Below are 223 nucleotides of genomic sequence, written 5' to 3' on the forward strand. Positions count from 1 at the left end.
CTACAGCCGTAATTGCTCTGTAAGCCGATGATCTCCCCGGCGGCGGTAGTGACATTGTTGCGCCCGGTATTGATGCCGTCGTCGCCAGTCTGACCAATGTAAAATCTGTTCGATTGTCTTTCCCGCTTTTTCCATCAGCTTTGACAGCAGCTTACGGAGTTCCGCTACACTGAGTGGAACCCGGCCTACCGGTGTTTTTTTTCTCCTGTACCCGCAGAACCGC

General features: G+C 53.4%; 1 pseudogene. It reads right to left on the reverse strand.

Annotated elements, in window-relative coordinates:
* Window positions 1-223: pseudogene (locus PSI23_RS22640) on the reverse strand (hypothetical protein); the annotation flags it as partial.

Source organism: Xenorhabdus yunnanensis (genome assembly GCF_028598805.1).
GTDB classification, from domain to species: Bacteria; Pseudomonadota; Gammaproteobacteria; order Enterobacterales; family Enterobacteriaceae; genus Xenorhabdus; species Xenorhabdus yunnanensis.